Below are 7,063 nucleotides of genomic sequence, written 5' to 3' on the forward strand. Positions count from 1 at the left end.
TCGCTTCAGTACACGGCGTCCGGCTGTCCGCAGAACGCATCCACCGGGCTGATCCCCGTGAACGCCTCTTCGCCCAGCAGCTTGCGCACCACCGCGTGCTGCACGGGCGAGGCCGCCGTGTAGGCGTTGACGACACAGGGCATCCGCGGCGCGTCGTAGAGGTAGTACGGCTGGCCAAACGACACCAGCGCACACGGGATCTCGTGCCAGAAACGGCGCATCGACATCCGCCAGTCGCCGTGGACCTGCGCCCAGTCCAGGTAGATGTGCGACTGCGCCAGCAGCGACTCCTGCGCCAGCAGGTAGAGCACGAGGTCGGTGTCGGCCGGCGTCGGCGGCTGTGCAGGATCGAAGGCGCGCACCTCGAAGCCCTGCGCCGCCAGCAGCGCGGGGACTTCGAGTTCCTTCGGCGCTTGTCCGGCGAACCCGCCGCGCGTCGGATCGGTGACGACGACGATGCGGCGGTGGCGCTCGACGCTGAGCGGCAGCAGCCCGCGCACGTCTTTCACCAGCGTCACGCTGGCGCTGGCAACACGCCGTTCCACATCGAGGTGCGCTGGCTGGCGGACCACGGCGCGGGCGGTGTCCAGCGACGGCAGCAGCTCGTCCAGCGTCTTGCGGTGCAGCCCCAGCGCCGCCTTCAGGCCGAGCACGCGGGTCACGGCTTCCTCGATGCGCGCTTCGGTCAACCGCCCGTCCGACAGCGCCCGCATCACATGCCCGAAATCGGTCTCGAACGGGCTGGGAAACAGCAGCACGTCGCAGCCATTGGCGATCACCTCGGGGATGCACTCGGCCCGATCCGCCCAGGCCGACAGCCCCGCCATGCCGCTCGCATCCGACACGATCAGGCCGTTGAAGCCGAGTTCGCCGCGCAGCAGGTCTTCATTGAGGAAGCGCGACACGCACGCCGGCCGGTACAGCTCCAGCCCGCTCGCGCCGTGCTGCTGCGCATAGGCCGGCAGCGCGATGTGCGCCGACATCACCGTCAGCAGCCCGTCGTCGATCAGGCCGCGGTAGATGCGCCCGAAACGCTCGCGCCACGCGGGCATGTCCAGCGGGTTGACCGTGGTGACGAGGTGCTGGTCGCGGTCGTCGAAGCCCTCGCCCGGCCAGTGCTTGGCGGTGGCGGCGATGCCGTGGCGCTGGAAGGTGGCGACGTTGACGCGGGCCTGCGCGAGCACCGTGTCCGCATCCGACCCGTAGGAGCGCGTGGCGACGATGGCACTGCGGAAGGTGGCGTTGAGATCGACGACCGGCGTGAAAGTCCAGTTGTACCCCATCGCCCGCGCCTCGGCGGCGAGCACGGCGACCGCCTCCTCGGCCAGCGCGGTGGAGCCGGTCGCCGCCAGTCCGAGCTGGTTGGGCAGCGCGGTGCCGAACGGCAGGCCGATCGCGCCGCCCTCGATGTCGCCGCTGATGAGCAAGGGGATGTCGCTGCGTTCGGCCTGGCGTTCGATCAGGCGGCGGGTGGCGCGCCAGCTCGCGTCAGGGTCCGTGCCGCCGAAGCGGGTGACGCCGCCGACCGCGTGATCAGCGAGCGCGGCGACCGCGTCGGCGTTGTCCCCGTGGGCGGCGACGTTGAAGAGCTGGCGCACCTTCTGCTCGGTGGTGAGCGTGCGCAGCTTGTCGGCGACCCAGGCGAGGGCCGTGTCATCGAGGTGAAAGGGGGCGAGGCGGAGCGAGTCGAGCGTGGCGGAGGTGGTCATGGATCGGCGCGGCAGTGGGAGCGGGGCGACAAGCTTAGCCCTGCACCGGGCGTGGCGCCGCACGCGGGGGCCGCCACGCCAGCAGCATCTGCAGCAGCAGGACCAGCAACGCACCCAGCAAGGCGAACTTGCCCGCCGAGACGAGCGTCTCCAGGCAGGTCACCAGCACCACCAGCACGCTGTGCGACCACCACCCCGGTGTCGGATCCGGCGGTGTCACCAGCGCCAGCGCCCAGAGCGTGAACTGGTTTTCCAGCAGGTCCGCGATGGCCAGCGGCAGCATCACCCGTGCCAGCCGCTTGCCGTTGCCCTCCTGCGGATAGCACCGCGCGGGCACCTGCAGCCACAGCGCCACCGTCAGCATCAGCGCGGCGGTGTACAGCACGACGAAGAACTGGTCCATGCGCAGCAACGTGACCACCGCCTGCCAGTCGCCTTTCGACCAGTCCAGCAGCGATTGCCCGAGATCCCACCCATGGGTGCGGTGCAGACCGAGCTGCTGCCCCCAGGCCAGCGACACGCCCTGCCCGCCCCAGTGGTTCCCGATCGACCCGGCCAGCAGCGCCATGCACACCAGCCACGCAGGCAACACCCAGCGCGGTGGACGCTGGAACACCGGCTGTCCCGCTGGCGCTGGCGCGGCAGCCGGCATGGTCCAGTGTTCGAGCGGATGGCGTGGCTCCTCCGGCATGTCGGGCGGCAGGGGCACCCGCTGCGGCCCGCACACCGCCGCCCGTGCCCGCACCGAAGCGTGGACCGCGTCCCGTCGGACCTCCACCTTGCGCTGGAACACCCCCACCAGCGCCCACGGCGGGGACAGCGTCACCTCGCTGTGGAGGGTTCCACAGGGGTCGCCCTGCAGCCGCGCGAGCATGGGCAGGTCCAGCCACAGCCCCAGATCGTGCGCCTGCCCGGCCATCCACTGCAGGGCGATGGTGGACAGCCCTGCCTGCGCGTAGCCCCCGCCCACGTCGGAGTGACCACCCCGGAACCAGACCTGCCGGAACGAGCGTCCCTCGCCCAGCGGAGCCACGGGGGATTGGTACAGGCGGGGCAGGAAGGTCCAGCGCAGTTCGTCGAGTGCCACGGCGTGGCGCACATGGCGGTAGCTGTCCTTGACCTCGCGGCCCATCTGGTTGCGCGTGCCCAGGCCCAGCACCTGCCCCATGCCGACCGTCTCGACCGTGTCCCACACCCCGATGAAATGCACCGGCACACCCGCCAGACAGAACCGCTCCCGGAACTCGGCCGCGCTGGCCTTGAGCTGCCTGGGGTCCGGGCCGGGATGGCGGTACAGGCGCAGCAGCGTGGGCAGCATGTGGACATGGTCCGGGCGCAGCAGGCCGAACACGTCGATCAACCCCGACACGGCCCGCACCGTGAACGCGCCCCGCGAGAAACCGAACAGGAAGAGGCGGTCTCCGGGCTGGTAGTGCTCGCACAGGAACCCATACGCCTGCGCCACGTTCGCCCACACTCCATCGCCCCAGGCCAGCCCGCCCACCCGGCTCAGCGTGTCCAGGCTGAACAGCCGGCCCGACGCGCTGGTGCCGACACTGCCGTCGGGGGTGCCGACGCCAGGATCGTAGTAGGCAATCTGGCGGTCGGGGTCGTCCTGTCGCAACGCCTTGAACAGGAGGACCACGTTGGAGTCGCTGGTGCCGGGCTGCCAGAGGTTGCCCGTGCCGTCGCAGCAGACGACCAGGTTGCGCCCTGCAATGGCAGTCGCTGCCACGGTCGCGGTCGCATCGGAAGAGTCGGGAACCATCGCGCACCTCGCCAGGATCGGAACGGTACCCGACGCTAACGCACTCGGGCGCCCGTGTCATCCTCTGGCGGTAGGACGGCTCCGGCGGTCGGCGGTCGTCAGTGCCCGCCGCCCAGGTACGCCGCCTTCACCGCCGGATCGTTGCGCAGCTTCTCCGCCGGGCCATGCACGTTGATCCGGCCGTTCTCCAGCACGTAGCCATAGTCGGCCACCGCCAGCGCGGCGGCAGCGAACTGCTCGACCAGCAGCATCGTCACGCCCTCGCTCTTCAGCCGGGCGATGATGCGGAAGACCTCTTCCACGAGGATCGGCGCCAGCCCCATCGACGGCTCGTCGAGCAGCACCACATCGGGGTTCAGCATCACCGCCCGCGCCATCGCCAGCATCTGCTGCTCGCCACCGGAGAGCGTGCCGGCGAGCTGCTGGCGGCGCTCCTTCAGGCGCGGGAACAGCTCCATCGCCCGCTCCAGATCTTGCGCCACGTCGCCACGCGGCCGGGCGCCGGTCATGCGCGGGAAGGCGCCGAGCAGCAGGTTGTCCGCCACCGTCATCGTCGCGAAGACACGGCGGCCTTCCGGTGAATGTGCCAAGCCGCGCCGGGCGATGTCGAAAGGCTCCTTGCCGTCGATGCGCTCGCCATTGAGCGTGATCTCGCCGCCCGTGGGCGCGATCATGCCGCTGACGGCGCGCATCGTCGTGGTCTTGCCGGCGCCGTTGGAGCCGATCAGCGTCACCACCTTGCCCCGAGGGACGTCGATGGAGATGCCGTGCAGCACCTGGACCTTGCCGTAACCGGCGCTGAGGTTCTTGATGGTCAACATGGGAGATCCTGTTCGTCCGCTGTGTGCCGGTCAGGCCGCCTGGCCGCCGAGGTAGGCTTCGATGACCTTTTCGTCGGCCTGCACGGCGGCGGGCACGCCCTCGGCGATCTTCTGGCCGAAGTCGAGCACCGAGACGGTGTCGCACAGGCTCATCACCACGTCCATGTGGTGCTCGATCAGGATCACGGTCACGCCGTGCTCGCGGATCTTCTGGATGATCGCCAGCAGCTCCTGGATGTCGGGCGCGGTCAGGCCGGCCGCGGGTTCGTCGAGCAGCAGCAGTTGCGGGTCCAGCGCCAGCGCACGGGCGATTTCCAGCAGGCGCTGCTTGCCGTAGGGCAGGTTGCGCGCTTCCTCGCCGGCCAGATCGGACAGACCGACGAAGCGCAGCAGGCCGATCGCCCGCGCCGTGGCGTCGCCGTGTTCGCGCAGGTAACGCGGCAGGTGCAGCGCGACCTCGGGCAGCGTGCTGTGGAAGGTGTGGTGCAGACCGACCATCACGTTCTGCAGCGCGGTCATCTCGCCGAAGAGCTGCACGTTCTGGAAGGTCCGCGCGATGCCGGACAGCGCGATGTCGGACGAGGTGCGGCCCGCCTGCCCGGTGCCGGCGAAACTGACACTGCCGGCGGTCGGCACGTAGATGCCGGTGAGCACGTTCATCATCGTGCTCTTGCCCGAGCCGTTCGGGCCGATCAGGCCGTGGATGGTGCCGCGGCGGATGGTCAGGTCCACGTTGTTCAGCGCCTTCAGGCCGCCGAACTGCATCAGGATGCCCTTGGCTTCCAGCAGCGTGCCGCCATCGCCACGCCCGGCCGCTTGGCTGAGCGCGTCGCTGGTCGAAGCCCTCTGCGCGGCCTCGTCGGCGTCGGTGGCACCGTGGCCACGCAGGTTCAGCGCATTGCGCACGAAGCCGACGATGCCGTCCTGCAGGTAGTACACGACGAACAGCGTGATCAGGCCGAACACCGACAGCCGCCAGTCGGTCATGGTCTGCAGCACGAACGACAGCCCGGCCAGCGCGATGCTGCCCACCACAGGGATCACCGCGTCCTTCAGCGTGAGCTTGCCGCGCTTGTACGCCACCGCGACCGCCGCCGTCACCAGCACCGCCAGCAGCACCGAGACGATGCGGAACAGGCCCAGGTCATCCAGCAGCTTGGGCAGCATCACGATGATGGTGGCGCCCAGCAGCGCGCCGGTGCGGGTCTTGCGGCCACCCATGATGATGGCCAGCAGGAACAGCACGGTCTGCTCGTTGTTGTAGGTGTTGGGCGAGATGTACTGCTCGGAGTAGGCGTACAGCGCCCCGGCCAGCCCGGCCAATCCGGCGCTGACCACGAAGGCGTAGACCTTGTACTTGTAGACCGACACGCCCATGCAGTCCGACGCCACCGGGCTGCCACGCAGCGCCTCGAACGCGCGGCCCAGGTGGGAGCGCAGCACGCGGTGGACGAACACCAGCGAGGCCAGCAGCATCACCACCACGACCCAGTAATACTCGGTCTCGTCCAGCTTGTGGCCGAACAGGCTGGGCTTGGTCAGCGTGATGCCCATCGGGCCTTCGGTGAGGAAGGTCATCTCGTTGATGAGGATCTGGACGATGGTGCCGAAGGCCAGCGTCACCATCGCCAGATAGGGGCCGCTGACGCGCAGCGCCGGCAGCGCCAGCAGCGCGCCGAAGCCGGCGGTCAGCGCAACGGCCGCCGGCAGCGTGAGCCACAGCGAGGCGCCGAGCTTGATCACCAGCACGCCGGCCGTGTAGGCGCCGATGCCGAACAGGCCGGCGTGGCCGAGCGAGACTTGGCCCGTGTAGCCGACGACGATGTCGAGGCCGAACAGCACGATCGCGTAGATCATGATGGTCTCGACCAGGTGGATGTAGTACGGGTTGCCGACCACGACCGGGAAGGCGGCCAGCGCCGCCACCGCGACCGCCGCGGCGATGAGTTGTTGGGGCTTCATGTTGTCGGGTATCCGTTCAGACCTTCTTGATCGCCGACTTGCCGAACAGACCCGCGGGCTTGACGGCCAGCACGATCAGCAGCAGCACCAGACCGGGCACATCCTTGTAGCCGGTGGAGAGATAGAAGCCGGTGGTCGTCTCGGCCACGCCGAGGATGACGCCGCCGACCACGATGCCCATGCCGCTCGTCAGCCCGCCGATGATGGCCACCGCGAACGCCTTCAGGCCGAGCACCGAGCCCATCGTGGCGCCGGTCAGCGTCAGCGGCGCGATCAGCACGCCGGCGAACGCGGCGGTCAGCGACGACAGCGCATACGAGAACGTGATCACCAGCCCCGTGTTGATGCCCATCAGCTTGGCGGCGTCGCGGTCGTTGAAGGTGGCGACGACCGCCTTGCCGTAGATGGAGCGGCGGTTGAACAGCTCCACCGCCAGCATCATCAGCAGCGCCCCCACCACCACCAGGATTTCCATCGGCAGCACGTTGGCGCCGAGGAAGTGCAGCGGCGCTTCCGGCAACGGCGACGGGAACTTCAGGTCGTCGCGGCCCCAGACGTTCTCGGCCACGTTCTTGAAGATGATGCCGAGCGCGATGGTGGACATGATCCAGCCGAACTCGGACTTCATCTTGATCGCAGGCCGCACGCCGATGCGCTCCACCACCGCGCCCTGCAGCACGCCGAACAGGCACACCAGCGGGATCATCAGCCAGTAGTTGACGCCCCAGCCCACCAGCGACAGCCCGACCAGCGCCCCCAGCATCAGGGCGTCGCCCTGGCCGAAGTTCAGCGTGTCGGAGGTG

Annotated in this window: 5 protein-coding genes; all 5 read right to left on the reverse strand. The window is 69.2% G+C overall.

The window, feature by feature from the left end:
* Nucleotides 1-5: 5 nt before the first annotated feature.
* Complete coding sequence (locus QZW52_RS01660) at nt 6-1,709, reverse strand: glycoside hydrolase family 3 protein (protein ID WP_293994431.1); 1,704 nt, start codon at nt 1,707-1,709, stop codon at nt 6-8.
* A gap of 34 nt (nt 1,710-1,743) precedes the next feature.
* Nucleotides 1,744-3,444 carry a DUF2235 domain-containing protein gene (locus QZW52_RS01665; protein WP_293994433.1) on the reverse strand — a complete coding sequence of 567 codons (1,701 nt, stop codon included), beginning with the start codon at nt 3,442-3,444 and terminating at the stop codon, nt 1,744-1,746.
* Nucleotides 3,445-3,575: 131 nt separating this feature from the next.
* Complete coding sequence (locus QZW52_RS01670; protein WP_293994435.1) at nt 3,576-4,298, reverse strand: ABC transporter ATP-binding protein; 723 nt, start codon at nt 4,296-4,298, stop codon at nt 3,576-3,578.
* A 30-nt stretch (nt 4,299-4,328) separates the two neighbouring features.
* Nucleotides 4,329-6,260: a branched-chain amino acid ABC transporter ATP-binding protein/permease gene (locus QZW52_RS01675; protein ID WP_293994438.1), complete on the reverse strand. Its 1,932-nt coding sequence runs from the start codon at nt 6,258-6,260 to the stop codon at nt 4,329-4,331.
* Between the two features lie 16 nt (nt 6,261-6,276).
* Nucleotides 6,277-7,063 (reverse strand): branched-chain amino acid ABC transporter permease (locus QZW52_RS01680; protein WP_293994442.1); only part of this gene is annotated, 787 nt, incomplete at its 5' end.

Origin of the sequence: Sphaerotilus sp. (genome assembly GCF_013299175.1) — a bacterium.
In the GTDB taxonomy this organism is placed as follows: domain Bacteria; phylum Pseudomonadota; class Gammaproteobacteria; order Burkholderiales; family Burkholderiaceae_C; genus Sphaerotilus.

What these genes read in the sequence shown, in the direction of transcription:
- QZW52_RS01670 (WP_293994435.1), bottom strand. Translation starts at nt 4,298, where the DNA reads ATGTTGACCATCAAGAACCTCAGCGCCGGTTACGGCAAGGTCCAGGTG.
- QZW52_RS01675 (WP_293994438.1), bottom strand. Translation starts at nt 6,260, where the DNA reads ATGAAGCCCCAACAACTCATCGCCGCGGCGGTCGCGGTGGCGGCGCTG.
- QZW52_RS01660 (WP_293994431.1), bottom strand. Translation starts at nt 1,709, where the DNA reads ATGACCACCTCCGCCACGCTCGACTCGCTCCGCCTCGCCCCCTTTCAC.